Below are 23,684 nucleotides of genomic sequence, written 5' to 3'. Positions count from 1 at the left end.
CACGGGTGCCGGGGCCTGCGGACTTACTGGAAATAGACGCCACGATCTCGGCGTAATGCACCTTGGCCACCCGGGATACTGCCGCCACCATCGGGATGGTGGCCTGGCCACCGCAGGTGACCATGTTGACGTTACCCTCGGCCAGGTTCTGTTCCAGGTTCACCACCGGCACGCAGTAGGGGCCGATGGCGGCTGGCGTCAGGTCGACGATCTTGAGGTTTTCCTTGTGGCCCCGCAGGAACACTTCGTTGTGCATGTGGGCCTTGGCGGAAGTGGCATCAAACACGATGTCGATGTCGGCGAACTCGGGCATCTTCACCAGGCCGTCAACGCCTTCGTGGGTGGTGGCCACGCCCATGCGGCGGGCGCGGGCCAGGCCGTCGGACTCGGGGTCGATCCCCACCATGGCGCCCATCTCGATGTGCTGGCCATTGCGCAGGATCTTGATCATCAGGTCGGTGCCGATGTTGCCCGAGCCGATGATGGCGGCTTTGACTTTATTGCTCATATTCAGCTTCCTCACAAATTCCTGTGGGCTTATTCCGTGGAGAAAAACACGCCAACCTGGCCAATGCCCTCAATCACTGCCTCAAAACTGTCGCCGGGTGCTACCTGGGACATGGGACCAAGGGCACCGGTAAGAATAATGTCGCCCTCGCGAAGCGGTTCGCCCAGCTCTGCCATCTTGCGGGCCAGCCATACGGCCGCATTCAGAGGGTTGCCCAGGCACTCGGCGCCACTGCCAGTGGAGACGATCTCTCCATTCCGGGTCATGGTCATGGCCGCATTGCGGAGGTCTGCTCCGTCGATTCGGCGGGCTGGACCGCCCAGCACAAAGCAACCGCTGGATGCGTTATCCGCAACGGTGTCCACAAACCGGATATCCCAGTTCTCTACCCGGCTGCCAACCACTTCAATCGCCGGCATGACCCACTCCACCGCCGCGACCAGCTCGCTCAGCCCGGTATCGGGCCTGGGCAGGTCCTGCCCCAAGACCAGCGCAATTTCCGCTTCTACCTTGGGTTGCAGTACGCGGTCGAAGGCCACCGTCTCGTTATCTCCGTAGGCCATGTCGGCATACAAAGTGCCAAAGTCTGGTTGGTTCACGCCCAGCTGGGCCTGGACCCTCGGGTTCGTCAGGCCGATCTTCCGGCCGACCACACGGGCACCATGGGCGCAGGCGTGGGCGACGTTAAGTTGCTGAATCTGGTAAGCGGCTTCCGAATTGTCCTCACCAATCCGGTTCCGCAGTGGGGCGATTGGCCGGCCACTTTGTTCGGCCTGACGGAGGGCCTCCGCCAGTGCGCGCAGGCTTTCGTTTTCAAGACTCATAAGCTTCCTCGATCTCCAAAGGGTTCGGCGGGCAGACGGGTCACTTAATACCGTGCTTCAGGAAGTCCAGAACCATGCGATTGAATTTGTCCGCGAACTCCCACTGGACCCAGTGGCCGCAACGATTGAAGATATGCAGCTCAGCACGTTGCAGACCGTTCAGGAGGCGGATGCCGGTATCCAGTGGCACAAAACGGTCATCCCGGCCCCACAGGATCAGGGTCTCATTGGCAATCTCATCAAGGCGGTGACTGACATCCGGAAACTGCTTGGGGTTGGCCTGGATACTTTTAACGAAGTTCTCCAGGTGATCCTTGCGAGCAAGCATGTTGTCGAGACGGGCGTGGAACAGCTCTTCGGTCAAGCTGCTGGTGTCGAACACGAAGATGTCCATCATCTCCCTGAGGTTTTCCATCGTCGGCTCGCGATAAAGCCGGCCAATGCGCTTGATGCCCTCTGCCGGCATCGGAGTGAGGAGACCGCCACCACCAGTACCAGGGCCTCCGCCCATGAGAACCAGTTTGTCCACATGCTCAGGGTAATCCAGAGCAAACGCCACGGCGCTGTGGCCCCCCATGGAATTGCCGATGACATGAATTTTGTCCAGCCCAATAGCATCAACCAGGCCTTTTAAGGCGCTTGCATTCAGGTGGGAGCGGGAACCTTCGTTAACAATAGTGTCGCTCTTGCTCCACCCCGGGCAGTCCATCAGGATGACGCGGTATCCAGAATCCGTCAGCGGCTGGATATTGCGGTTGAAATTGGCCCAGCCACTCGCTCCGGGCCCGGAGCCGTGAAGCATTACTACGGTTTCCTCACCCACTTCGGTGTCGTTGTAGTGAATGTTCAGGTCTCTATCGCCTGCCCGGATGGAAACGGTCTTGCTGGTGCCTGCTTCTGTCCACTGCTGTGCCATACTTTTATCCTCGAAGATTCGATGTATTTGACGCTTCAAGTCAGCCTTGGGCTGCCGTAAGGGCGCCGTAACCAGCAATCCATTCTGGAATCGGTCGGTAATAACGTGCTTGTTCTGTGTACTGGCCAAACGCTGCCATGGCAGCCGCAGCCGCCACCCAGGTTTTCACTTCGTGGGTGGACTTACCGGCCTGGTCGGACACGTCCTGGTTGTTGACCTGGTCGAGTTCGGCAAGGTTTCCGCTGGCGATCACTTCCAGAAACCATTGGTCCCACTCAGCGTTCAGGGGGCGCAAGGTGTTCTGGTCATCAACAAATTTTCGCGCGGCATCAATCACCCGGTTGGTCCGGGCTTTACGCTCTTCTGCGGGCAGGTCACGACCGCTTCCCAAAAGGCGGTCTTTAATGTGTTCGTTAGCCGTTGGCAGCTCTGGGATTGGAGGCTGATGGGAAAGTCCTCCGGACCCGATGATCAACACCCGCTTGTTCAGGGAGGCCAAATACTGGCCCAGCGCATCTCCTAACAGGCGTGCTCGCTGGAACGAGGGCAGGGGGACGGCCACGGAGTTTATGAACACCGGAATGACTGGCAGCTTGTCCAAGCCGCCCAGCAGGAACTCCAGCGGCTGTGCAAATCCATGGTCCACCTGCATCCTGTGTGACAAGGCGACATCCACACCGGCATTCATTACGTGCTGAGCGGCTTGCTCTGACAACTCGGCGGGAACGGTCAGCTCACCCGCTGCCGTGCCGAAATCCCCGATTGCACGGGCGTGGGTGCCAATACAGAACGACGGCATGATGTCGTAGAAGAAACCGTTGTAGTGGTCTGGAGAGAACAGCAACACGAGTTCCGGATCAAACGTTTCGATACGTTTTCTGGCCTCGTCGATAACGTTGTTTACTTCTTCCAGTATGTATTGCTCTGGATCCACATGCCCCACGAGTGGCGTATGGGACAGGCATTGAAGCAATGCTTTCATATCACCTCACCATATTGTTAAAGCAATTTATTCCTGATGATTTTTTAAAATAAAGCCTGTTATAAATCTTATTTCAGCGTTTGGTGCTGTGATATTTGGTTGCCGGTCAAAAATTAAGATCCAGATCCTAGATCTTCTATATAGGGTTTTAATTTGGTCTGGATTTAATAAATGTTTTTAGTGATCCGGTTTTTATATTTTTAGGGTTTTAAATAGTTTGAAAATTATAAGGAAACATAAAAAACGTCAGCAATAGAAAATCGCCAAGGCGTGCACAGAGTGCACGCTGATGTGGAGGGGTTGGTGAGAGCCAGGTCACCTTTTTATGAACGTTAAAGGCAGCAGTCCCTGCCTGGTGTTGAAAAATTTCATTCCTTTTGATCGCCGGAACCGATGCCCTGGTGCTGTACCAAGGTTGGTGTGCATCTTTGCAACCCGGGTTCTGTAGTGCCTTTTCGGAAGATGGTCGCTGTTTTCTTTGAGCTCGAACGCTTCTGCTGGCGATAAGGTCGTGTGCACTAGGTGCACACTAACGTATCGCGTCTTGGACATATTCTCGGGGCAGTTATAGATTTCTCCTCCGAAAACAACACAAAAAAAGGACACAGCCATGAGAATTAAAAGTCTGGCCTTAGGCCTCGCTTTCACGCTCACTTCTTTGTCGGTTTCGGCAGATCAAGAATCAGTTACTCTTCGCTTTTCAAATATTGCTGGCCCAACCTCTTTTATGACTACCGATTTGTTTGGTCAGTATTTCCAGGAAATCGAGGAACGTACCAATGGTCAGTTGAAGATCAAGATGTTTTCCGGCGGAACGCTGGTTAATGCCAGGGATACGTTTGATGCGGTTAAAAACGGCCTCGTTGATATGGCCTGGGGTGTCACCAGCTATACACCAGGGCGCTTCAGGGAGTCGGAGGTCGTCGAGGTACCGCTTTATGCAAACAATATTTACGAGGCCTCAACCGGGCTGTGGACGTTGTACGAAAACAACTTGTTGACGGGTTTCGAGGATGTTTATGTTTTCGCCATTGTGTCTTCTGGCATCCAGCGACTTCACTCCACCAAGCCTCTGGAGTCGTTCGAAGCTCTGGAAGGTGACCGCTACCGCGCGGCAGGTCCGCTAGCTGCCAAGGCCCTGGAGGCGTTTGATGCAGATCCCGTTGCACTGACGGTGCCGTCAATTGCAGAGAACCTGTCGAAGAACGTTCTGACCGGAAGCATCAACGACTGGAACGCGGTGTTCACCTGGGGTATCGCCGATTACGTGAAGTGGCACCTGGATGTTCCCTTCGGGTCCAGTCCGGTGTTCATCACCATCAATAAACGCACCTATCAGTCACTGCCAGCGGATGTACGCCAGGTTCTGGATGACATGGGTGGGCGTAACTTTATTCGATACTGGTCTGAAAGCCTGGGTGGCGAGAACGAGCGCCTGCGGGAGCAGGTTGCTTCTTCAAGTGAGGACGTTATCACGGTTCCCTCTGAGCAAGAGGTGGAAACCTGGCGTGCCCGCCTGACCCCCGTTATCAACGACTGGGCTGAAAGTGTGGACAACGGTCAGCAGGTTTGGGCGACTTACATCGAGGCCGTGGAAGACGCACGCCAGCAGTAACGTTCTAAGGGCATGCAGTGCAAAGGGCAATGCATGCTTCACTCACCCTTCTGACGATGACCGGTTATGGAACAGTCACAAGCTCTATTTGCAGAACCATTAGAACGCCAGCAGCGCTTCGGGTTGGATAAAGGCTTCACGATTCTTACTCGGCTGAGCCTGGTATTCCTGATTGTTCTGGCGTCATTGACCTGTGCGGACGTGATCGCCCGAACAGTGTTTTCCTACTCCTTTGCCGGGACCTATGAGCTGTCTGAGCTGCTTATATCCGTGGTGGTGGCCGGACTGATTGCGTCATCGTTTTTCGAGTCCCACAACATCAAGATTGAGCTGTTTTCCCGATTCCGCCCGCTGGGTAGCAGCCTTAATCGGCTGTTTGAGCAACTGCTTTCCCTGTGTGCTCTCGGAGTGATCAGCTGGTCATTCATGACCAAAGCCATGACGGCTTATGAGTATGGAGAAACTACCTCGGTTCTGGGCTTGCAGACTTATCCGGTCTGGGGGATGGCGGGGGCGGCGTCCATTGTTCTGGCGCTGATCGTCGTTGCGGCCATGGCGCGGGCTGTCTGGGAGCACCTTCGAGGCATCCCGAGGGAAAAAATTCTGGCGCCGTTGTTGATGGTTGGGGCGGTCGTGTCCGCCGGGGCTGTGTATGTGACCCAGGCCGGGGATAGCCAGACATCGGCCATGTTCCTGGTAGTGGGTGGTTTCCTGTCCGCTTATGCCCTGATTCTTATTCAGGTGCCGGTTGGGATTTCCCTGCTCGCGGTCGGTGCCTTAGCCATTGGCAGCTATCTGGGGGTGAGTCAGGCGCTGGCAATCACGGGAAACGTAGTGGTTGGAACGGCGACCAGCCTGGACCTGATTGCCATTCCCCTGTTTCTGCTGATGGGTAACTTTGCAACGGCCTCGGATATGTCCGGTCAGATATACCGCGCAGCCTCATCCGTGCTGGGAAGCCGCAAAGGCGGGCTGGCGATTGCATCGATTGTGGGTTGTGGCGGTTTTGGCGCCATCTGTGGTTCATCCATTGCGACGACGGCAACGTTTGGCAAAGTGGCATTCTCGGAAATGGTTAAACGCCGTTACTCCACGGCCGTAGCCGCTGGCACCATTGCTGCTGGGGGTACCTTGGGTGCCCTGATTCCGCCGTCTGTGGTTCTGATCATCTATTCCATCATCGCGGAAGTGTCCATCCAGGAGTCGTTCCAGGCGGCCCTGATCCCCGGATTGCTGGCGTTGGTTCTGTACTGTATTGCCATCATGATCACCATCCGACTCAAACCCGAACTCGCTCCCGAGGTACAGACGTTTGATCGAAAAACGGCGGTGGAGGACCTGGTTAAAGCCTGGCGCCCGGTAGTCCTGTTCGGACTGGTGGTGGGTGGGCTTTATGGCGGCGTGTTCACCACACAGGAAGCCGGCTCAGTCGGAGCGGTCTTAGCCCTGTTGTTCTTTGTGTTCTCTAAAGGTTTCAGCGCTGAGGCGTTTTGGGAAAGCCTTCAGGACACCGCACGTAATTCTGCGGCGATCTACGTGATCTATATCGGTGCCAGCGTTTTCGCGACCCTGATGAGCTTTGCCGGTGCGGCGGACCTGATTCTGGATTACGTCAATCCGCAGGAAACACCCCATGTCTTTATCCTGGTGGCACTGGTTGTCATCTACCTGGCCATTGGAACGGTATTTGATACGGTTGCGGCTGTTCTGGTGACTGCCCCGGTCGTACTGCCTCTGATCGTGGGCATGGGTTACGACCTGGTGTGGTGGGGTGTGGTGACACTTTCACTGGTGGAAATCGGCATGATCACGCCGCCGCTTGGCATCAATGTATTCGTGATGAAATCGGTGGTGGGTGACCGTGTCCAGATGAAAGACATTTTCAGGGGCGTGACCCCCTTCCTGGTGGCGGATGCGCTTCGGATCGTGCTCCTGGTGAGTTTCCCTGCCATCGCTCTCTGGCTACCTAGCGTGATATGAGGAAATTTTATGACTAAGGAAGTGGTGATTGTATCAGGGGCCGCCGGTGGCATTGGGCGAGCGGTTGCTGAACGTTTGGCGCGATTGGACACCCATCGCCTTGTCTTGTGCGACATTGACCGCAAGGGGCTGGATGAGGTTATTGAAGGCCTGCCAGCGGCGGGGCACCAAAGCTTCACCGTCGATGTGGGGAGTGAAGCGTCGGTGCGGAACCTGTTTCTGGAGCTGAAGAACCAGGGCATCCAGGCCTCCGCGCTTGCAAACTGCTTTGGTATTTCTCCGGTGGCTGACAACGGCGACCGTATCAGCCTGGAGCAGACCTCGCTGGATCTTTGGAATCGGGTGTTCCAGGTCAACAGCACTGGTATTTTCCTGATGTGTCAGGCTTTCCTCCAGCAAGAAAACATTAAGAACCCAGAGCAGCCAAAGCGGCTTGTCAATGTGTCCTCTGCGGCGGCGCAACTGGGCGGGTACAGGTCCTGCCCGGCGTACATTGCCAGCAAGGCATCGGTGATTGCCCTGACCAAATCGATCGCACGAGATTACGCCGAGGACGGCGTGCTGGCGAACAGCGTCTGTCCAGGCCTGATTGATACTCAAATGTTCCGTCAAGGGAATCCTGCTGACAACGTGGCATCCCGAGTACCGCTTGGCCGTCTGGGGGAGGGTGATGATGTGGCAGGAGCCATTGAATTCCTGTTGTCTCCTTTGGCGTCTTACATTACTGGCGCATCGATTGATGTTAACGGTGGTTACCGGATGGCTTAAATGCGCGCGGGGTTCAGGTAATGAAGGGGAGTGTTTGTTGTGGTTATTAAGAGAAAATAAAAAATAATATCCTTTATTTGTTTTTAATTTAGTTCTAATTAGGTGCGCTGATACCCTTTCATTTGGATGTTTTTTCTAAGTGAAAGGTGGCGCCATCTATCAAACGGTACTGAATTTGTAAGGGCAACTTTGTAATGGAAAGTTTCGCCTTAAGGCCCCGTTTTGCCAGTTCAATGGTGGTGGGGATTGATGGCGAAACAATCTCATAAAAAACCAGTTTAATACCGCTTTTAATTAGGATCGATCATTTTTTCCTGAATATTTCATTTGGGTGGGTTCTTGTTGTCTGAAATCCCGGATTTTCCTGTTTGGCGGGGTTTTAAGAGTGGAATTTGATGTCGGGTTCTTGGGTTTTGGTCACTAAGGGGGGAGGTAATAAATCTGCAAGATTAATGGGTTCTTAAAGCATAAAAACAAAATATTTTTAATTAGATGGTGAGGCAGTTAATGAACAATAAAGTTAAGTATATTGCAGCGGCGATTTCCTTTTTAAACTTCGGAATTTTTACCACGACAGCATCGGCCATTGGCTTTGAGGCCGGAGACACCCAGGTCACGATCAAGGGCTATGGTAAGCTCGATCTTATTTATGACCTGGACGCCAAGCTCGGTAATGCGGCCTCTAATTCGGCAGTACGCTTGGATGGCGAAACCGGAGCGGATGGTCACTTTGACGCCCACGCGTTTCAGACTCGCATTGGTCTACAAACCGATACCCCAACCGAAGCCGGTAACCTGAAAACCTACATAGAAGGTGACTTTTGGGGCAACGGCGGGGGAACCCTGCGGCTGAGACATGCCTATGGGGAGTGGAACGGTGTTCTGGCCGGACAAACCACCACCAACTTCACCAGTTTCCTGGGCTTCACGCCGACCGTGGATTTCACCGGGCAGGTGGGACAGCCCAACATTTCACGTCACGCGCAGTTGCGATATACCTATCAAGGGCTTTCTGTGGCGATTGAGGACCCCTCCGGACTGGGGGGGGTTACGTACAGCGGTGTGGCGGATGTTGAAGCCAAGAGTAGCCTGCCAGACCTGACCCTGCGGTATGAAAGGGCGGGCGAGCGGTTTTCCTATGCGACGTCCGTGTTGGTTCGCCAGCTCGAGGCCTATAACGCCGTCAGTGATGACGAAGACTCTGAGCTTGGATACGGCGCGTCCCTGGCGGCCAAGCTTCGGCTGACTCCGACCATCAGCGTGCAAGGCTCGGTTGTTTATGGTGAGGGCGTTGGGGGCTATCTGTATCTTGGGCCGGCGGCTCCGGCCTATGTGGACCCTCGTACCGGCCAGGTCGATGCCATAACCGCCGTGGGCGGCACCCTGGGCATGACCGTTAATGCTGGCCAGGGAAGCTACAATCTCGCCTACGGGCTGGGACAGGCTGACTGGGATGATGCATACGACGCTGGCGCGGTAGGGGCAGACCGGGACGACAAGTACCAAAGCTTTTACCTGAACTACATTTGGTCGCCCGTGAAGAACGTCGACTATGGCGTGGAAGTCTCTCACCACACGAGAGAGGTTGTTGACGGTCGCGACGGTGCTGCAACACGCCTGCAAATGATGGCAAAGTATAGCTTCTGAATCCGGTCGCATTGGGCCCCTCGCCATTTGGGAGGGGCATCTATCTGATGAGGTGTGTGTGTATAAGACAGTTCAAGGAGTACAGCGAGGCCTGCAGATTCTGGAAGCCATCAATGACATTGGCTGTCGGGCGACCTGTAATCAGATTGCGGTGTTAACCGGGATCCACCGGACAACCGTTCGTCGTTACCTGGAAACCCTTGTGTCCCTCAACTATGTTCAGCGATCGGCCGACGATACCTTTTTCTACCTTTCACCGAAGGTGCGCAAGTTGAGCGACGGCTATCGCCATGAAAGCGTACATTCCACCAAGACCCTGGAGCTGATGAACGAGCTGACTGCGCACGTCATGTGGCCAGCCGACCTGTCGACGTTCAAGCTGGACTCCATGCTCGTTATCGAGTCTACGCACCGGACCAGCAGGTTGTCGCTGACAAGTTCGATGATTGGCAAGCGTCTGCCGATGTTGATGACCGCCAGCGGAAAAGCCTATCTGGCCAGCTGCTCCGACGAGCAACGTACATACATCATCGACATTCTCAAATCCGGAACATCGCTGGACTCGCGGTTGGCTCAGGACGACGCGTATGTTCGTCGGGTACTCAGCGAGACCAAAAGAAAGGGGTACGGTCAGAATTCGGGGGAGTGGGATGAGTACTCAAAAATTGCCTCTATCGCCGTGCCGGTCTACGTACAAGACGAAATTTTTGGCAGCCTGAATATCATCTTCCACCGCTCCTATATGACGCCTGACGAGGCTGCGGCCAAATTTCACGACTATATGCTGGATAAGGCGCAACGCATCGGGGAAAGCCTGCGGATATAGTCGGGGCGGATACAGGAAACTCCAATCGGCTAGAGTTCCTGCTCGGTGCAGGGGCGCTGCAGGCGATGGTTAACGTCAGGCACTACCGGGCACTTCGCACGGCAGCGCCTGACGGTTGTAGGGGCGTTCAGTCCTTGCGGGTGCGCACCAGCTCGGTGAGTTCCTTGAGTTGCTCCTGCACCTCCGCCAGACGGCGGGCCATCTCGTGGCGTTCGTCATGGGCCTGCTGCGCCTGTTGGGCATTCTGCTCCTCGCTCATCACCTCCAGAATTGCGCCGATCATCATGTTCAGGAATACGAACGCGGTCAGGAAAATGAACGTCAGGTAGTACAGCCAGCTCAGGGGATAGGTCTCCATGGTGGCGTACATGACATCGGTCCAGTCCTCGAAGGTGGCTACCCGGAACAGCGTCAGCATGGAAATGGCCACATCGCCCCACAGGGTTTCATCGACATCGGCGAAGAACATGGAACCCATGGCCGCGTAGATATAGAAGATGATGAACATCAGCAGGGCGATGTAGCCCATACGCGGAATCGCCTTGAGCAGCGAGTTGATCAGGAAGCGCAGCTCCGGCACCACCGACACCAGTCGCAGTACCCGGAATACCCGCAGCAGCCGGCCCAGCAGCACCGCTTCGGAGCTGTCCAGGGGGATCAGGCTGCCGATAACGACCAGGGTATCAAACAGGTTCCAGCCATCGAGCAGGAAGCGTTTCTTGTTCTGGAAGACACTGAAACGGAACAGGATCTCGACCAGGAAGAACACCGTAATAGCGCCGTCGAGCAGGCCCAGCACCTCGGCGAATAGGGGCGGCAGGTCGTAAGTCTTGGCGCCGATGGTCAGTGCCGACAGGATGATGATGGCAATCACCGAACCCTGGAACAGCTTGCTGGATTCAATACGACGGAGTTGCTCCAGCGTCGAGACTCCGGTTATTACGGATGACATGGCTTGCCAATTCTCCTGTTACCTGTCTGTTTGATTGGGTGACACATCCGGGAAGGGGATTTTAAAGGTCAATGCCCGTTCGGGGTAGCGTCCAGTGTCAGGATCGTCTCCCAGTCATGGTCGCTGACTGGCATGACCGACAGCCGGGTGCCTTTGCGGACCAACGGCAAGTCCGTCAGGCCCTGCAGGCTCTTGATACGGTCCAGTGAAATCAGTTTTGGCAGCTTGCGCACAAAACTCAGGTCAACGGCCTGCCAGCGGGGCTTGTCCGGTGAACTCTTGGCATCAAAATAGCGGGAGTCCGGGTCGAACTGCAGCGGGTCCGGGTACGCGGATTTCGCCACCCTGACGATGCCGGCAATCCCGATGTGCTTGCAACTGGAATGGTAGATAAACACCTCGTCACCCTCCTGCATTTGCGCCAGGAAGTTACGGGCCTGGTAGTTGCGGACACCGTCCCATGGGATCACCCCTTGCGGGTCGCGGGCAAAATCATCAATGCCGCATTCGTCAGGTTCTGATTTAACCAGCCATTTCGCCATGGTCGCCCCATGCTGTTGAGTGGACGCCCATTCTAACCCATGGCGAACCGCCGTCTTAACCGTTCTTCACTCATCGCGGAATTGATGTCGGTCAGAGCAGGGTGGGCAATGCTGGGCTAGTGTTAGAACATTGGGGGGAGAGTAAATGTCCAGGTCAGATAACGAACATTCAGGGTACGAAATCTTTCCCTGGAACAGTCACTTTGAAACCGGCATTGAGTTGATCGACCAACAGCACCGCAAGCTGGTGGCGATCCTCAATCGGCTGGCGAGTCACTTTTCCTGTGCCGATGACATCCAGTTCCGCCACCTGCTGCAAGACCTGCTGGATTACACCCATTACCACTTTGAGGCGGAAGAGCGGATCTGGCAGCGCTATTTTCGCGACCAGCCCCTTTACCAGAATCACCATCAGGCTCATGAACTGTTCTTTGAGCAGGTGAAGGAGTACTGGCAGGAGAGCGACGACCGGGAGCGTGACCTGAAAGGGCTGTTCGATTTCCTGACCCGTTGGCTGGCCTTCCACATTCTTGAGTCGGACCGCCGGATGGCGTTGATGGTACACGCGATGGATTCGGGCATGGACGTCGAGGACGCCCGCGCACAGGCCGATGAACAACTCAGTGGGCCGGTGGCGGTGATGGTGCGGGCAATGCTGGAGACTTACGGCAAGTTGTCAGCAAATGCGGTGGAACTGATCCGGGAGAAAGAAGCCCGGCAGCGGGCAGAAGCCAAGCTCAGGGCCATGCAGCATGGCCCCACCGACGAAAATGGCGCCCCTTAGCTCTCCTTAACCCCAGACTGTCTGCAGCGCGCCAATACCCAATACCGCAACACCACCCACTTCCGCCAGGATCAATGTCCACATAAACAGCGGTGTCATCCAGGGGGGCAGCAGGCGCTTGCCCAGACGGTGGGGTTTGCGCAGCTGGTTGCTGGTATCGTCCAGCCAGCCATGAATCAGGTAGGTGAAGATGGCCAGGGCAAAGTAGGTCAGCGCGGCGCCCGCGGCCAGGGTGTTGGTCAGCTCGGAAAAACTGCTCAGCTTCGCAAAGTAGGCCAGTAGCAGGGCCGCAAATGCGTACATCAGCGAACTGCGATGAGCCACGTTGACATAAACCGGAGCCGCACCGTTGGCACTGGTGGCCATACAGCGGTATTTCCAGATGCCGGTCAACAGGCCGGTCATGAAGAACACAAACGCGGCAGTAATACTGAGCTTTTCGGCCAGGCCCATAACAACAACTCCATGAGATAGCAGGGAACGACCGATGCTAACGGATTCGTTGGGGGAGGTCTCTCTCATTCGCGACGAAGTGTCACGGTCAGGAGGGTCATGCTCCTGACCGGACTCGAAGGCTGACTAAGTGCGGGCTTCTGGGTTCTGTGGCCTACTGGCAGACGCTATCCCAGTCAGTGCGGTTGAGCAGGTCACCATTGCGGTACACGGTAACCAACTGGTTGGCGCGGCCATCCAGGGCGTCGGCCCGAACGGTTATATAGCTGCCTTCATCCTGGATCAGGGCCAACCGTCCCCGCTTGGAACGTTTGCCGGGATCGGTGATGGGGTCCTTGTAGACGTCCTGCCAGGTATCGCCAATCTGGATGGCGGAGGCCTTCATGGCAAAGCGCTGGGTGTCTCGATTGACCTTCTGCAACAACTCCGCCCCCATGCCGAAGGCAATGTTGTCGGCACTTTGCCCCCGTTCCTTCATCGCGGTCAGGATGGCGCGAATGCTGTCGGCATTGACTCCATCACCCTGGATCACCCGGATACAATCCGGCAACACCCGGTAGCCTTTGCCGTTGATGCTATAGCCGAAGCGGGCCATCAGGCGCTCGATGGTCTCGGGCACAATCTCTTCCGGAACGCCGGAGTCTGGCCGGATCACCAGGGTGCCTCCGCTGGTCTGCACGCGGTCCTTCAACTCGCAGCCCCAGATGTTATCGATGGCGTTCCACAAGTCGTAGGAATCGCTGACCACCGCCACCGTCCGGCCTTCGCCACCAAACTGCTCCAGCATGTTGGCGTAGGCCGCTGCTTCACCGTCACGACCCCAGCTGGTGATGGTGCTGTGTTCCGCGGCCGGAATCGAGAAGCCGGCCATATCAGCGCCGTAGTAGCGCCGTGCCGCCATGATCGCGGACAGGTTGTCGGTGCCCCGGAAACTCAGCAGGTGACCCATACCACCGAGGGCGGAACTTTCCTCGGAACTGGCACCCCGTGCACCAAAATCGTGGAGCTTGAAGGGCAGGCCATCCAGGGTGTCGCAGGTGTCGTTCATGAAGCCTTCGATAATGTCTCGGCAGGCACGGGACACAGTGGCAACCGTGGTGGGGTACCAGACAGCTCGCAACAGGGCGGTCTCAACATAGCTGGTAAGCCAGGCGCAGTTGGGGTCGGTGTTGCGAACCTGAGCCAGTACATTGCCCGTCGGGATCTCTGCTCCCTCCGGCGCTGCTTCAATCTCAAGCGGTAAGTAGCCTTGGTAGACATCTCGAATGTACTCCCAGCCAGAACGGTTGAACGGAACGCCGTGGGCCTGGCAAACGGCGTCGGCCTCATCAATGTCCGCGGTGGTAATGGGGCGGCTGAGGTATTCCTTGATGAACGCCTGCAAGCCGAAGAACACGGTGGATGGATAGACGCCGCCACGGGACTCGATATAGCTGGAGATGAACCGGGTGTTCGCCGGGTACTGCTGGAAGTGGGATGTCTTGTAGGAATCGGTATTCAGGATCAGGTTACGCATGACGGAAATCCTCCGGTCAGTTGTGATCAGTGCTGGTCTCTCCGGCACTTCGAGCAGCGCTCCGCTGCACGGGCCTTGTGTGCTGCCCGATGACCATATATTGGCCTAGAGCCACTTAATTGGTCAAGCTTTTTTTCTGGTCAATATCAGGGGGCGGTCAGGCCGCCCCGATCAGGTCCTGGATAATGAAGTAGTGGTCTTCGAACATGGATTGCGGGTCCAGCTCCGCCAGCGGTACCCAACGGGCGGTGCGGGCATCGTCGCCGCCTTTTACCTTGGGCAGTTCGGCCTGGGGCGCCAGTTCAAAGTAAAACCCGTGGGTGATGGTACGGCCCCGGGCTGAGCGGTACGGGTCGTCGTAGACCCGCTGTTCCCGGATCGAACCCTTCAACACCGGCGCCGGCACTTTCAGGCGGGTTTCCTCACGGAGTTCCCGCAGACAGGCATCCAGCAGGCGTTCACCCGGATCGACAAACCCGCCGGGCAACGCCCACAGGCCCTTGCCCGGATTGGCTCGCCGCTCCACCAGCAGGATATGGCCGGACTGCACCACCGCACCATCGACCGTTACGAAGGTGGGTGCATAGGGGGCGTTGCTCCAGGCCGACTGGTATTTGCGTACGAACGCCAGCTCATCCCGCACCTGGGCGTAGCCAGGGTTGGTTTGGGCAAAGTTGCTCAGCCAGGTGGTGACCCCATCCGGCAGGATGCCATCGGTGGTGAGCTGTGGCAGCACGGTGTCGGGAGCTTCACTGAAGAAACGCTCCCGCAAGGGTGTGGCACTGAGGTTGGCGACGTTGTCGACGGAAATGCTCGACCACTGGGGAAACAGGCTCAGGTAGTAGCCGGTGGCGTCCTTTTTGTGGCCGATCAGGGCAACTTTCATGGGCCGGTGTGGAGTGGTGTAGTGCGCGGTGGCCAGTCCGGCCACGGTGGCTTGCACGTTACGCACCCAGATTTCGTCGTTGTAGGGCGAGTCCATCAGTGGCAGACACAGCAGCCGCCGGTTCTCCTCCTCCGTCAGACAGGCCCGGACCATTTCTTCACGCTCCAGGTGTGTCCAGGGGTTACGGGCGTTGCGGGCCTGCCAGGCAGAACCAATGAGGAGGATCAGTTTGTCAGCCCGGGCCAGCCCAGACTTGATGACCTGCAGGTGCCCGCTGTGTAAGGGTTGAAAGCGACCAATAAAAACCGCGAAATCGAAATCTCGTTGCATGCAGCAAACTCCTTGCTGATTGGGTAAACAGCCGGTCTGTCCGGCTGCTGATGGAATTGACGGGGGCCAGTGCTGACGGGTGCCAATCCCCGTGTTATTGTTGGCGTAAAGCCACTAATTTTGCAAGAGGGAGCACAGGAAAAGATGACCGCCAGTGACAAGGCCGACGAACAGCGCTTCCTGGAAGAATACAACCCGAAGGATTATCTGAGCCCGCTGGTGACGGTGGATGTGGCGATCTTCACCCTGATTGAAGGGCGCCTGCACGTGCTACTGGTCAAGCGGGCCAACCACCCGGAACGAGGACGTTGGGCGTTGCCCGGCGGTTTTATCGATGCCGGACAGGACACCACCCTCAGTGAGGCGGCCGCACGGAAACTGGAGGAAAAAACGGGCGTCACCGCACCGTACCTCGAACAGGTCTATACCGTAGGGGATAACACCCGTGACCCCCGGGGCTGGTCAGTGACGGTACTCTACATGGCGCTGATGGCCCATGCGCCTACCGCTGCGTTTGTCGACTCGGTGGCGGATACCCGCTGGTGGCCCCTGGCCGATGCCATGGGGCAGGATCTGGCGTTCGACCACCGCCAGTTGCTGGATGCCGCCCGTCAGCGCCTCAGCAACAAAACCGCCTATACCGTGCTGCCGGTTCACACCCTGGATGCTCCCTTCACCCTGACCCAGTTGCAGCAAGCGTTCGAAGAAGTGCTCGGGGCGGCGTTAGAGAAAAAGTCGTTCCGCCGCCGCATCCTCAGTGCTGACATTCTTGATGAAGTGGGTGAGGCGCCGCCACCCGGAGGGCGTGGCCGTCCGGCGGCGCTGTTCCGCGCCAAGGCCGGGCTCGGCGAGCATGCGTTTGTCCGTGTCGTGGGGGAAGGGAAGTAGGCCGCTTGCCTGTGCCGCGATAACTGGATAGCTTGGGCTGGCAAATGTGTCGGTCCATCAAGGAGGAATGCGATGTCTGGCAAAACAAACGGCGGTCGTAAGGCGACCGCAATTACCCTGAAGGTGGCGTTGCTGGCGGTTGCCGGGGCCCTGGCTGGCTGCATGAATGACAGCGAGGCCGAGCGTCCGGCTGCGGAATTGACGAGTACCCCGTCACTGTCCTTTTCACCATCGTTTCCCTGTGACCAGGTTGGCGACGGAAGTATCGAAGCGATGATCTGCGGTGATGAGCAGTTGTCGGCGCTGGACCGAGAGCTTGATGGTGTTTATGCCGCCGCCTCGAAACTGGCACAGAACGAGCAGCCGCCGATGCTGGCTGCCGAGCAGCGAGGCTGGATCAGTGGTCGGAATGACTGCTGGAAGGCCACCGACCAGCGTGAGTGTGTCAGGACTGAATACGAGCGCCGGATTGCCGAGTTGCAAGCCCGCTATCGCCTTGTCGAATTCGACGGTCCGGTCAGCTTCAGCTGCGACGGCAACCCCGCCAATGAGGTGGTTGTGACGTTTTTCCACACCGCCCCAGCTACGCTGATTGCTGAGCGTGGTGACAGCGTCTCAGTGATGTATTTGCAGCCGGATGAGAACGGAAGCCGATATCAGGGACGGAATGAAAGTTTTTGGGAACATCAGGGGCAGGCTGTGATCACCTGGGGCTACGGTGCCCCCGAAATGCAATGCCAGAGAACACAGTGAAGGACGAGTAACCAAGGAGCCAGTTCATGGAAGCGGACAGAATCTATTTCAAGGATAACCCCTGGCCGGAGGGGCACCCGATCAAAGAATTTGAATGGTCTGCGAAAGAGGTGGATGGGGATGTGTGGTTTGACCTTCACCTCAAGTCGGCCGATTACTATTCCGAACGCGACATCGAAGACGATGAGGACGTCGACTACCCATCGTCCTGGGACGCCCCGAATGTGTGGGGTAACTACCACGCCTGTACGTTGTCGTCGAACAAATGGCACAACGGCGGCTTCAGGGTGTGTGCCAAGGCCGACTATTCACCGGAGTTTCTGGATGGCCTGGAACTGCTGGTAGACCCAGACCCCGACGCGCACGAGGACTGGGACGACTTCGCCTTCCATATTTACCTGCTTGGTCATGATGCTGCTGCCAGACACCGGATCCGGTTTGACCGTATTGACGGTACCGACCGGTTCCGGATTACCTGGCTGGGCGCCATTGCCCTGGCGTATGTAGGCGATCATGAATTCAAACATGAGTTTTCTGCGCAGGTGTCGTCAGCGCCGCTTCCGAGCCTCCCTGAAACCAACCCCGTCGGGGCGACCACACCATGAAAAGGCTGCTGGCGATGGTCCTGTTTCCACTGGCGGCATCAGCGGCAGACCTTGAAACCAAGAACTACCTCGTCCATATCGAGTCTGCCTGTGCCGAAGGGGATGTGTCCTGCAACCAGATGATGTACACCGGCAAGAGCAAAATCAGTGGGAATGCCATCACCCTGAGCGGCGGCTCCTGGCATACCACATGCGCTGATGGGGTAACCCCATGTCGTTTCCTGGGGTACCGGTTTGCGAATGGTAATGTCACGTATTACGTCCATCAGGACGGCCTGCTTGAGGTCATCCGCAACCAGGATGAGGTTCTGGTGAGGGAGCAGGGACAGTGGCAGCCTGATCAGTTTTTGAGTAATACCGACAGCCAGGGAGAGCGTTAGATGGATGAGCTACAGGACGTAGACGCGGAGGTTGTGCCAAGGACCGCCCAGGAAGTGGCTGAAAGGGCGTTGGCCATTATCGCGACCATTGGCAAGGTTCACTTCCCCGAACCCAACGCCAAGTGGGTGGCAGACGAGAACATATCAAGGTTCCTGACCCCCACCGAAGCTCAGTTTATCGGTTCTGCAGAGCCCTCGGATCAGGAACGGATAGACTACTCATGGAAGGCGGAGGCGCTGGCTTCCCTGATCTGGAGCCTGCACGGGCTTGAACACATGCCCCCGTTTGATGAGCAGTTTTCTCCTTTCGACAATGACCTGGTGCTTTGCGCCATACGGAACACCGAAACCTTCCTGAACGATGCCAGGATCCGGACAGGGGAGGAAGTTGATGCGATGGAAGCATTCCTGTACCACCAGCATTGGCGTGTCCGGGACCATGAGTTCGGGTTTGGTATGGACATACCCGGTGCAGATGACCCGGACATTTCGGAGCTGCATCCAGGCATTGTCTACGAACGACGCTATGGCATGAGCTGGGTGGCCGGCTTTGGCGAGAGCTGGGACGACGTACCAACCGATACCTGACGTCGCTGCTGGGCGTGCCCACTTTAGTCAGGGCATTGATTCTTACAGTGTTCTGACATTTCCCCCTCAGACTGCCGTTACTCTGGCACAGAATTCATTGAACGAGTCTGATGGGGAGTGTTGGCATGATGGGGTTGTATTCGGATTATGCGGTTGGCTTCTTGTGGGTACTTGGCCTGCTGACCACAACGGTCTTCGCCATACCGTTGTTTTGCGTGCCCCTGCAGTGGGCCCGCCGGATGAAATGGCAGGTCCCGCAGGAGACCGATCTTGCGGTGTATTTCGGTCGTTGTCTGGGCGCCTGCGTGCTGGTCGCCGAATTCTTTATTTTCCGCTCCGCCATTACCGGTAGTGGCCTGACATTTACCTTCCAGCTGTTAGCGGCGATCTTCAGTCTGATGATGGTGGTGCATATCTACGGCGCGCTCCGGCAGATCCAGCCCATCACTGAAACCCTGGAAATCGGCTTTTGGGCTTTGCTGCTGCTCGCGGTGTACCTGTTCTACCCGGGAGGGCTGTGACATGCGCAGACAAAATGCTCAAGCGGTACTTAGCGTGATCGTCTGGTTGGCACTGGCCATACCCGGCCCGGCGACCTGGGCCGGCGAGACCAGTGATCTTGCCTACGGCAGCTTTGTGGACAGCGACAGTCGGCTGAAGTGTCTGTATGGCTATGCGGCGGAGAAAACCGGCGACCACCGCTCCGCGATGCTGATCTTTGAGGATTGCATCGAACGCTGGAACGACGTGTATTCGATGATCTGGCTGGCGCAGATGTATGAAACCGGCGTTGCCGTACCGCAAGACCTTCAAAAGTCTACGGCACTATTGAAGCGTGGTGCCGAGCAGCAAGATGAGGCAGGATACGCCAGTCTGGCCCGCCTGCACTATGGCGTAGCCCTCTATGAAGGCGTGGGCACCGAGCTGGACCGGGAGCAGGGCATTCGCTATCTCCGGCTTGCGGCCGAAGAGGGTGTTACCGAGGCCTGCGACTACCTGACTGAGCAGGGGCTGGACTGCCCGCAACCCGGTGAGCCTGATACCACCCAGTAACCACGTCCGCCAATAACAAGAAACCCACGATGAGATCCACCGCGCGCCCTACGCTGACACCGCCCAGGCAATCACTCTCGACCACGTTGCTGGTGATACTGGTGTTGTTGCCCACCTTCAGCCTGGCGGCACTGGGGCTGCGGGCACTGGATCAGGAGGTCTCACTGCAGCGCCTGGAGGCATCCCGCCTGCAGGCGCAGAAGATGGAGCGGGTTGCACAGTCGTTGCAGCTGGAGGTGGTGCAGGCGCTGGAGCAGCTGGAGTCCACCGTGGAAGGGTTTGATAGGCGGCCTTCGGTCCTGCGTGACTGGGTGTTGTCACAAGGTGTGGCCGACCTGGTCTGGCGGGGCGATCTGGCGGGAGAGCGGGTGTTCCCCCCGCCATCCGTCGCCGCGCTCCCCCGTGAGCAACGTCTGCTCGCCCGGTTCTCCGAAGGCATCGAATCGCTGCAGAGGCAGCTGTCAGAACAGACGCCTCGTCTAACCCGCCCCCTGGGGCCTGCGGGGGAGCAGCGTCTCCTGCACTGCTGGCTACACCAGCAGCGTTATTGTCTGCTGCTGCAACCGGACTGGCCCAAGCCGCTGCTGTTAAAGGCAATAGCCATGGAGTCCAGCGCCAGCTACCGGCTGGCTCCTGTGGCAGATACGGTGGCTGACACCGCGACTGGCCCTGACCAAATGGCATACCCACTGGATGGCTTGCTGGGAAACTGGCAGTTGTTGTATCCCCGCCAGAGAGTGGCTGAACTCAACACCTTGTGGCCCGCCTACGCCGCCATCCTGCTCCCTTTGATACTGCTGTTGTTGGGATTGGGGCTGGGCCTGTACCTGCTGCACCGGCAGACCCAAAAGGAAAGCGACCAGCGCGGGACCTTCTTGAAGTTACTGGCCCACGAATTCAAAACGCCCCTGGCCAACCTGGAGCTGTACACGGAACTGGCCCGCCAGGCGCAATCCCCGGAGGAAGTGGGGGAGCACATGACGGTGATGGAATCCGAGTTTGCCCGGCTCCGACGTCTGATCAACAACGCGATTCATGCCCACAGCGATGCCGGGCACCGGGTGCTGAGCCGTCAGACCCTGGTGCTTGAGTCCTTCCTGCAACAGCTGATCACCCCCTTCCAACCGCGCCTGCAAGCCAGCCACACGGCGCTGCGCCTCGAGTGTCAAACGGAGGCACCGGTAACCCTGCCCAGCCAGGTGCTGGAAGCGGTGGTCATCAATCTGCTGGATAACCTGGTCAAGTATGCCCCCGGGAACCCGGCCACGCTGAGCTGCCACCTGGAGGATGAAACCCTGATGCTGCACTACCGCGATCAAGGTCCCGGCTTGCCCACTAAGGATCACTCGCGCCACCACAACCGAACCGCTGGGTTCGGCTTGGGGCTGTATGTCTGCCAGCGCTTGGTCGACCAGGTTGGTGGAACCTTCACCATCGGGCCGGGCCCGGGACTCACCATCCAGGTGGCGCTTCCGGCACAGCTGGCCATGCCCAGTGACTCCGACACAGGCGAAGACAGCGGGGCTAGCGCACCATGACTGCGGTAAAGATATTGATTGCCGATGACGACCTGCACCTGCGGCAGGGGTTAACCAACCTGCTGGCGAAGGCGGGCTACCTCTGCGAGGGCGTCAGTGACGGCCAGCAGGCCCTCGACGCGGTGGCGCGGTTTCAGCCGGACCTGTGTATCTTCGATGTGATGATGCCGAGGTTGAATGGCATCGAACTCTGCAGCCGCCTGCGTGAGCAGCACCATTACCAGCCGGTGCTGCTGTTGACCGCCTACGATGAAGACATTGACCGGGTAGAGGGGTTCCGCCGGGGGGCGGATGACTACATGACCAAACCGTTTCGCCCGGCCGAACTGCAGGCCCGGGTGGAAGCGTTGCTGCGACGGGAACAGTACCTGCAGGCCCGCCAGGCGTCGAATGTGGCACCGGTTGCCCAGCCCTTCCCCATCGGCAGCCTGCTGGCCGATGGCCAACGCATGCAGCTGAGTTACGGCGACCATCACCAGCCCCTAAGCCCACGGGAACTGAAGTTTCTGCAACTGCTGCGGGACAGCGCTGGCCGGGTGCTTAGCAAAGACGAAATCCTTGATCACTGCTGGGGCCGGGCCTACCTTCCCAGCAGCCGAGTGCTCGACCAGTTCCTGGCCGTACTGCGGAAGAAAATCGAGAAAAAACTGCGTGCGCCCCGGGTGGTCGAGACGGTGTACGGAGTGGGTTACCGCTTGAAAGCCGAGGAATAATCCGGCTTCCTCAAACCATCTCCTCCGCAATCATTTGTCATAGCGACTTTTTTGTTATACAGATGGGAGAACTACTCAACGATTCACGGTATCTGCACTGGCCCGGATACCCAAGTCGCCCCTGCTTATAAATGGAGTTTATTCATGCAGCCGAAAGACATCGTGGCGCAGTTCATCGCCGACATTCAGGCCCAGCGACTGGATGAGGCAAAGGCCTTGCTGGCGGAGGAGGGGTTTGAATACGTGGGCCCGAACATGCGCTTTCTCAGCCGCGACGACATGTTGACCTACCAGTTCGGCATGTTCGCCATCCAGAAAGACCTGGTGCTACGCCAGCTCAGTGCTGACGGTGAGCACGTATTCGCCATCCTTGATTACCAGACCCACTTCGAACCCATTGGTGATGTGCGGCTAGCCGTCTGGTTCCGCGTTCGGAACGACAAAATTCACACCGTCGAAACGTTCTACAACGCGGCGGTGGTCGAAAACATGCTCGGTGGAAACCTGCCTTCGGCAGAGTAAATGAAAGCCGGGCCCCGCCTTTGTAATTCTGTATGGGATATTGTGGCACTTGACGCATTTTGTGCGGGCTATGCATGGAAGAATGGGGTTAAGTTATTGTTTCTGCTTACGGGGGCTGTTCCGCTTATGCGGGGATATGTGTCGGGATATTACGTCACCTGACGTGTTTAAACACGTCAGGTGACGTTGAATCAATGTTATAGCCAAATAGGTAGGTATGGGAATTCAAATCCAACACATACTAACTCCTGAAGATGAGAGCGAGCTGATTTCTTACCTTCAGAAAAAATATTCTATTCGAGTTGTCAATTCGATATACCCTGGAAATTGGGATGGTAAGACTCTAGTAAAGTCTGCTGACGCGAAATCTTGGTTAGTTATAGATGAGAGGGTTTTAGACTTGGTGGTTGGCACTTCTAATCAATTGCCTAGTGGAGAGTGGCAGATTAGAAGCATAGGTCGGTCTTGTATTGAGTGGAATAGGGATTTATATAACGAAGGCAAAGCTCCTTCTAGGGGTAGGCTTTTTGTAGATACCATTCCTAATGATATCTATATGGATGTATCCCCAGAAACAGGTAACGATATCGAAAAGCAATTCAAAAGGGCCGTGGCATGGCTTAAGAAAAATTGCATTAACGTATCGCAGCATAAATATGGTATTTGGCAAAGTGCAAAGCTATAACAAGTGCAGGCACGGCGACGCCCACTATATTGCGCCTTCGGCTCCATTCCGTGGGCGCGCATGGTGCAAGCGTTATGTTTACGCGGAGTATCGATGGATACGATAGTAAAAAATAAGTACAAGATGGATTTGATGCGTTTTACATATGTTCTGGTTCCGGCAGGAATAATTTGGCCGACAGTATTTTGTAACTTTTCAAAACCTGGCTGGGAGATACCTCTCGCTTATACCTTTGGCTTTGTATTGATTCCATGTCTGTTGGCCGTAGTTTTGCCAATAAATAGAAAGTGGTTATATATACCTGTTTCTCTAATATTGGGTTTTTTAGCTACTTTCTTTTTAATATCATCATTTTTTATGCATATTTTTACGCCATGAAGAACATAGCAAATCAAAGCTGCACGTGCTGGCGGCGTTAGATTTTGCTTCA

Annotated in this window: 27 protein-coding genes; 18 read left to right on the top strand and 9 right to left on the bottom strand. The window is 56.6% G+C overall.

Annotated elements, in window-relative coordinates; genetic code table 11:
- The 4 genes from BMZ67_RS17250 to BMZ67_RS17235 form a co-directional block, all read right to left on the bottom strand.
- On the bottom strand, window positions 1–508 hold a 508-nt coding region (locus tag BMZ67_RS17250; RefSeq protein WP_139214403.1), incomplete at its 3' end, for an acetylating acetaldehyde dehydrogenase.
- 29 nt (window positions 509–537) lie between these two features.
- A complete protein-coding gene (gene mhpD / locus BMZ67_RS17245) occupies window positions 538–1,332 on the bottom strand; it encodes a 2-keto-4-pentenoate hydratase (protein WP_092026194.1) in 795 nt (264 codons plus the stop codon).
- 40 nt (window positions 1,333–1,372) lie between these two features.
- On the bottom strand, window positions 1,373–2,248 hold the full coding sequence (locus BMZ67_RS17240) for an alpha/beta fold hydrolase (protein WP_092026191.1): 876 nt from the start codon (window positions 2,246–2,248) through the stop codon (window positions 1,373–1,375).
- Window positions 2,249–2,288: 40 nt separating this feature from the next.
- Window positions 2,289–3,230: a 3-carboxyethylcatechol 2,3-dioxygenase gene (locus BMZ67_RS17235; protein ID WP_092026187.1), complete on the bottom strand. Its 942-nt coding sequence runs from the start codon at window positions 3,228–3,230 to the stop codon at window positions 2,289–2,291.
- Between the two features lie 610 nt (window positions 3,231–3,840).
- On the opposite strand from BMZ67_RS17235, the gene BMZ67_RS17230 reads away from it, so the two are divergent.
- The 5 genes from BMZ67_RS17230 (at window position 3,841) to BMZ67_RS17210 (ending at window position 10,066) form a co-directional block, all read left to right on the top strand.
- The gene (locus tag BMZ67_RS17230; protein ID WP_092026184.1) at window positions 3,841–4,845 is read left to right on the top strand and encodes a TRAP transporter substrate-binding protein; all 1,005 of its coding nucleotides are present in this window, start codon (window positions 3,841–3,843) and stop codon (window positions 4,843–4,845) included.
- A gap of 66 nt (window positions 4,846–4,911) precedes the next feature.
- Complete coding sequence (locus BMZ67_RS17225) at window positions 4,912–6,825, top strand: TRAP transporter large permease (RefSeq protein WP_092026181.1); 1,914 nt, start codon at window positions 4,912–4,914, stop codon at window positions 6,823–6,825.
- Window positions 6,826–6,834: 9 nt separating this feature from the next.
- Window positions 6,835–7,593 (top strand): SDR family NAD(P)-dependent oxidoreductase, encoded by a 759-nt coding sequence (locus BMZ67_RS17220; protein ID WP_092026178.1) that lies wholly within the window; start codon window positions 6,835–6,837, stop codon window positions 7,591–7,593.
- 507 nt (window positions 7,594–8,100) lie between these two features.
- Window positions 8,101–9,240, top strand: a complete 1,140-nt coding sequence (locus BMZ67_RS17215) for a DcaP family trimeric outer membrane transporter (RefSeq protein WP_092026175.1) — start codon at window positions 8,101–8,103, stop codon at window positions 9,238–9,240.
- A 58-nt stretch (window positions 9,241–9,298) separates the two neighbouring features.
- Complete coding sequence (locus BMZ67_RS17210) at window positions 9,299–10,066, top strand: IclR family transcriptional regulator domain-containing protein (RefSeq protein WP_139214401.1); 768 nt, start codon at window positions 9,299–9,301, stop codon at window positions 10,064–10,066.
- 127 nt (window positions 10,067–10,193) lie between these two features.
- Here the strand turns inward: BMZ67_RS17210 and BMZ67_RS17205 are convergent, their stop codons facing one another.
- The gene (locus BMZ67_RS17205) at window positions 10,194–11,018 is read right to left on the bottom strand and encodes an ion transporter (RefSeq protein WP_092026169.1); all 825 of its coding nucleotides are present in this window, start codon (window positions 11,016–11,018) and stop codon (window positions 10,194–10,196) included.
- Window positions 11,019–11,086: 68 nt separating this feature from the next.
- Window positions 11,087–11,560, bottom strand: a complete 474-nt coding sequence (locus BMZ67_RS17200) for an EVE domain-containing protein (protein WP_092026166.1) — start codon at window positions 11,558–11,560, stop codon at window positions 11,087–11,089.
- A 145-nt stretch (window positions 11,561–11,705) separates the two neighbouring features.
- Here BMZ67_RS17200 and BMZ67_RS17195 point away from each other — a divergent pair, with 145 nt between their 5' ends.
- Window positions 11,706–12,344, top strand: a complete 639-nt coding sequence (locus BMZ67_RS17195; RefSeq protein WP_092026163.1) for a bacteriohemerythrin — start codon at window positions 11,706–11,708, stop codon at window positions 12,342–12,344.
- A gap of 6 nt (window positions 12,345–12,350) precedes the next feature.
- Here BMZ67_RS17195 and BMZ67_RS17190 read toward each other — a convergent pair whose 3' ends face one another.
- The 3 genes from BMZ67_RS17190 to BMZ67_RS17180 all read right to left on the bottom strand — a co-directional run bounded on the left by BMZ67_RS17190 (window position 12,351) and on the right by BMZ67_RS17180 (window position 15,586).
- Complete coding sequence (locus BMZ67_RS17190; RefSeq protein WP_092026160.1) at window positions 12,351–12,797, bottom strand: hypothetical protein; 447 nt, start codon at window positions 12,795–12,797, stop codon at window positions 12,351–12,353.
- 154 nt (window positions 12,798–12,951) lie between these two features.
- Window positions 12,952–14,313, bottom strand: a complete 1,362-nt coding sequence (locus BMZ67_RS17185; RefSeq protein ID WP_092026158.1) for a nicotinate phosphoribosyltransferase — start codon at window positions 14,311–14,313, stop codon at window positions 12,952–12,954.
- Between the two features lie 157 nt (window positions 14,314–14,470).
- Window positions 14,471–15,586 carry a bifunctional nicotinamide-nucleotide adenylyltransferase/Nudix hydroxylase gene (locus BMZ67_RS17180; protein ID WP_281246624.1) on the bottom strand — a complete coding sequence of 372 codons (1,116 nt, stop codon included), beginning with the start codon at window positions 15,584–15,586 and terminating at the stop codon, window positions 14,471–14,473.
- Window positions 15,587–15,673: 87 nt separating this feature from the next.
- Between BMZ67_RS17180 and BMZ67_RS17175 the strand changes: the two genes are divergently transcribed.
- The 12 genes from BMZ67_RS17175 (at window position 15,674) to BMZ67_RS18540 (ending at window position 23,632) form a co-directional block, all read left to right on the top strand.
- Window positions 15,674–16,417 carry an NUDIX hydrolase gene (locus BMZ67_RS17175; RefSeq protein WP_092026152.1) on the top strand — a complete coding sequence of 248 codons (744 nt, stop codon included), beginning with the start codon at window positions 15,674–15,676 and terminating at the stop codon, window positions 16,415–16,417.
- 72 nt (window positions 16,418–16,489) lie between these two features.
- The gene (locus BMZ67_RS17170) at window positions 16,490–17,170 is read left to right on the top strand and encodes an MliC family protein (RefSeq protein ID WP_092026149.1); all 681 of its coding nucleotides are present in this window, start codon (window positions 16,490–16,492) and stop codon (window positions 17,168–17,170) included.
- Between the two features lie 26 nt (window positions 17,171–17,196).
- Window positions 17,197–17,775, top strand: coding sequence for a hypothetical protein (locus BMZ67_RS18635; RefSeq protein ID WP_175481962.1), 579 nt, complete (start codon window positions 17,197–17,199; stop codon window positions 17,773–17,775).
- Window positions 17,772–18,155, top strand: coding sequence for a hypothetical protein (locus tag BMZ67_RS17160; RefSeq protein WP_092026146.1), 384 nt, complete (start codon window positions 17,772–17,774; stop codon window positions 18,153–18,155). The genes BMZ67_RS18635 and BMZ67_RS17160 overlap by 4 nt, the downstream gene beginning before the upstream one ends.
- The gene (locus BMZ67_RS17155) at window positions 18,156–18,743 is read left to right on the top strand and encodes a DUF4272 domain-containing protein (RefSeq protein WP_092026143.1); all 588 of its coding nucleotides are present in this window, start codon (window positions 18,156–18,158) and stop codon (window positions 18,741–18,743) included. It begins immediately after the preceding gene.
- Window positions 18,744–18,868: 125 nt separating this feature from the next.
- Complete coding sequence (locus BMZ67_RS17150; protein WP_092026227.1) at window positions 18,869–19,264, top strand: hypothetical protein; 396 nt, start codon at window positions 18,869–18,871, stop codon at window positions 19,262–19,264.
- A gap of 1 nt (window position 19,265) precedes the next feature.
- A complete protein-coding gene (locus BMZ67_RS17145) occupies window positions 19,266–19,796 on the top strand; it encodes a tetratricopeptide repeat protein (RefSeq protein ID WP_092026140.1) in 531 nt (176 codons plus the stop codon).
- A gap of 29 nt (window positions 19,797–19,825) precedes the next feature.
- Window positions 19,826–21,334: a sensor histidine kinase gene (locus BMZ67_RS17140; RefSeq protein ID WP_139214400.1), complete on the top strand. Its 1,509-nt coding sequence runs from the start codon at window positions 19,826–19,828 to the stop codon at window positions 21,332–21,334.
- The gene (locus tag BMZ67_RS17135) at window positions 21,331–22,047 is read left to right on the top strand and encodes a response regulator transcription factor (RefSeq protein WP_092026134.1); all 717 of its coding nucleotides are present in this window, start codon (window positions 21,331–21,333) and stop codon (window positions 22,045–22,047) included. Before BMZ67_RS17140 ends, BMZ67_RS17135 begins: the two co-directional genes overlap by 4 nt.
- A 144-nt stretch (window positions 22,048–22,191) precedes the next feature.
- Window positions 22,192–22,569: a nuclear transport factor 2 family protein gene (locus BMZ67_RS17130; protein WP_092026131.1), complete on the top strand. Its 378-nt coding sequence runs from the start codon at window positions 22,192–22,194 to the stop codon at window positions 22,567–22,569.
- A 217-nt stretch (window positions 22,570–22,786) separates the two neighbouring features.
- The gene (locus BMZ67_RS17125; protein ID WP_092026128.1) at window positions 22,787–23,254 is read left to right on the top strand and encodes a hypothetical protein; all 468 of its coding nucleotides are present in this window, start codon (window positions 22,787–22,789) and stop codon (window positions 23,252–23,254) included.
- Window positions 23,255–23,347: 93 nt separating this feature from the next.
- Window positions 23,348–23,632 (top strand): hypothetical protein, encoded by a 285-nt coding sequence (locus BMZ67_RS18540; RefSeq protein ID WP_139214399.1) that lies wholly within the window; start codon window positions 23,348–23,350, stop codon window positions 23,630–23,632.
- Window positions 23,633–23,684: the final 52 nt, after the last annotated feature.

This window comes from Marinobacter zhejiangensis (assembly GCF_900114775.1).
Classification (GTDB): Bacteria; Pseudomonadota; Gammaproteobacteria; order Pseudomonadales; family Oleiphilaceae; genus Marinobacter; species Marinobacter zhejiangensis.
Note: the sequence above shows the minus strand (reverse complement) of the source record. Positions and strands in the feature narration are given on the sequence as shown.

Bases quoted from the DNA above. Each gene is read 5' to 3' on its own strand.
- BMZ67_RS17145 (WP_092026140.1), top strand. From the start codon at position 19,266: ATGCGCAGACAAAATGCTCAAGCGGTACTTAGCGTGATCGTCTGGTTG.
- BMZ67_RS17175 (WP_092026152.1), top strand. From the start codon at position 15,674: ATGACCGCCAGTGACAAGGCCGACGAACAGCGCTTCCTGGAAGAATAC.
- BMZ67_RS17225 (WP_092026181.1), top strand. From the start codon at position 4,912: ATGGAACAGTCACAAGCTCTATTTGCAGAACCATTAGAACGCCAGCAG.
- BMZ67_RS17220 (WP_092026178.1), top strand. From the start codon at position 6,835: ATGACTAAGGAAGTGGTGATTGTATCAGGGGCCGCCGGTGGCATTGGG.
- BMZ67_RS17200 (WP_092026166.1), bottom strand. From the start codon at position 11,560: ATGGCGAAATGGCTGGTTAAATCAGAACCTGACGAATGCGGCATTGAT.
- BMZ67_RS17170 (WP_092026149.1), top strand. From the start codon at position 16,490: ATGTCTGGCAAAACAAACGGCGGTCGTAAGGCGACCGCAATTACCCTG.
- BMZ67_RS17125 (WP_092026128.1), top strand. From the start codon at position 22,787: ATGGGAATTCAAATCCAACACATACTAACTCCTGAAGATGAGAGCGAG.
- BMZ67_RS17190 (WP_092026160.1), bottom strand. From the start codon at position 12,797: ATGGGCCTGGCCGAAAAGCTCAGTATTACTGCCGCGTTTGTGTTCTTC.
- BMZ67_RS17185 (WP_092026158.1), bottom strand. From the start codon at position 14,313: ATGCGTAACCTGATCCTGAATACCGATTCCTACAAGACATCCCACTTC.
- BMZ67_RS17215 (WP_092026175.1), top strand. From the start codon at position 8,101: ATGAACAATAAAGTTAAGTATATTGCAGCGGCGATTTCCTTTTTAAAC.
- BMZ67_RS17160 (WP_092026146.1), top strand. From the start codon at position 17,772: ATGAAAAGGCTGCTGGCGATGGTCCTGTTTCCACTGGCGGCATCAGCG.
- BMZ67_RS17135 (WP_092026134.1), top strand. From the start codon at position 21,331: ATGACTGCGGTAAAGATATTGATTGCCGATGACGACCTGCACCTGCGG.
- BMZ67_RS17240 (WP_092026191.1), bottom strand. From the start codon at position 2,248: ATGGCACAGCAGTGGACAGAAGCAGGCACCAGCAAGACCGTTTCCATC.
- BMZ67_RS17195 (WP_092026163.1), top strand. From the start codon at position 11,706: ATGTCCAGGTCAGATAACGAACATTCAGGGTACGAAATCTTTCCCTGG.
- BMZ67_RS17230 (WP_092026184.1), top strand. From the start codon at position 3,841: ATGAGAATTAAAAGTCTGGCCTTAGGCCTCGCTTTCACGCTCACTTCT.
- BMZ67_RS18540 (WP_139214399.1), top strand. From the start codon at position 23,348: ATGGATACGATAGTAAAAAATAAGTACAAGATGGATTTGATGCGTTTT.
- mhpD (WP_092026194.1), bottom strand. From the start codon at position 1,332: ATGAGTCTTGAAAACGAAAGCCTGCGCGCACTGGCGGAGGCCCTCCGT.
- BMZ67_RS18635 (WP_175481962.1), top strand. From the start codon at position 17,197: ATGGAAGCGGACAGAATCTATTTCAAGGATAACCCCTGGCCGGAGGGG.
- BMZ67_RS17150 (WP_092026227.1), top strand. From the start codon at position 18,869: ATGATGGGGTTGTATTCGGATTATGCGGTTGGCTTCTTGTGGGTACTT.
- BMZ67_RS17140 (WP_139214400.1), top strand. From the start codon at position 19,826: ATGAGATCCACCGCGCGCCCTACGCTGACACCGCCCAGGCAATCACTC.
- BMZ67_RS17130 (WP_092026131.1), top strand. From the start codon at position 22,192: ATGCAGCCGAAAGACATCGTGGCGCAGTTCATCGCCGACATTCAGGCC.
- BMZ67_RS17205 (WP_092026169.1), bottom strand. From the start codon at position 11,018: ATGTCATCCGTAATAACCGGAGTCTCGACGCTGGAGCAACTCCGTCGT.
- BMZ67_RS17155 (WP_092026143.1), top strand. From the start codon at position 18,156: ATGGATGAGCTACAGGACGTAGACGCGGAGGTTGTGCCAAGGACCGCC.
- BMZ67_RS17235 (WP_092026187.1), bottom strand. From the start codon at position 3,230: ATGAAAGCATTGCTTCAATGCCTGTCCCATACGCCACTCGTGGGGCAT.